The sequence below is a fragment of the Actinoplanes sp. ATCC 53533 genome (assembly GCF_003947245.1).
Genome location: NZ_QHHV01000578.1, coordinates 1 through 837 on the forward strand (window position 1 = coordinate 1; position 837 = coordinate 837).

1 protein-coding gene is annotated in these 837 nt (G+C 65.1%); it reads left to right on the top strand.

What is annotated here, in order from left to right; genetic code table 11:
* Nucleotides 1-644: 644 nt before the first annotated feature.
* The coding region (locus DMB66_RS65125; protein ID WP_233625636.1) for a hypothetical protein at nt 645-837 on the top strand (193 nt) is incomplete at its 3' end.

Genomic DNA, 837 nt, shown 5'->3' on the forward strand with positions numbered 1-837 from the left:
CCGAGCCGAGGTTTCCGATTCGCGTTGCTTTGCGGCGAGTCGAACAGCGCAACGGGCGCTATCGCGCTCTTCGCACGGAGTGACGCTCTATAACGGTGGATTCCGTCTCGGCTGGCGCACTGGAGTTGCGCTCATGTCTGGAACGGATACGAGATCTCCGCCAGCGGCAGTACCTCAAGGCGACGGTCTCCACGTATAGGCGATGAGCGAAGCCGCATCCCGCCGGGGCTCGCCCATGATCCACACACTCAGGGCCGCTATGGCGATCGGCTCTACAGGCTTCCTATAGAAGGTCCCGGCGGGCCTTGCTGGTCGAGATCCGGTGCCGGCTGAGTCGAGTCGGGTGGCACGGGAGTACGTGGCGCACCCTCGACTGAAGCCGCTGGTGTCTTCGATCGAGTTCCGCGATCACCAGGCGCAAAGCTCTCGACTGGCGCGGAATTCCTCGTCACCTCGTCTGCGCGTTTAGTCAGCAGCGACGGCGGCGAACCGGCAGTAGAAGATCCTGCCGGAGATTGCTCCGACTCCCGTTTCGGCGAAACGGATCCGTGAGATTGAAGACTGAGCCGCCGCTGGCCAACCCTGGCCTCCGGCGCGGCCGGCCTCTGCCCCGCAGCCGACTGGGAGATCCGACGCTGACGGAGATGGGCGACCATCTCCGTCAGAGCGGAAGCGATCATCGTGCCGACGAACGCCTTCACCGTCTCCTTGACCAGCGAATCACCGACAATCGCCGCCGCGATCGGGGCGGCACCGGTCACCGCGAGGACGACGGCCCCAACTGTGACAGCGGCACCGAGCACCGTGTCGGGGTCGACCCATGCGGAAACCGGGTCA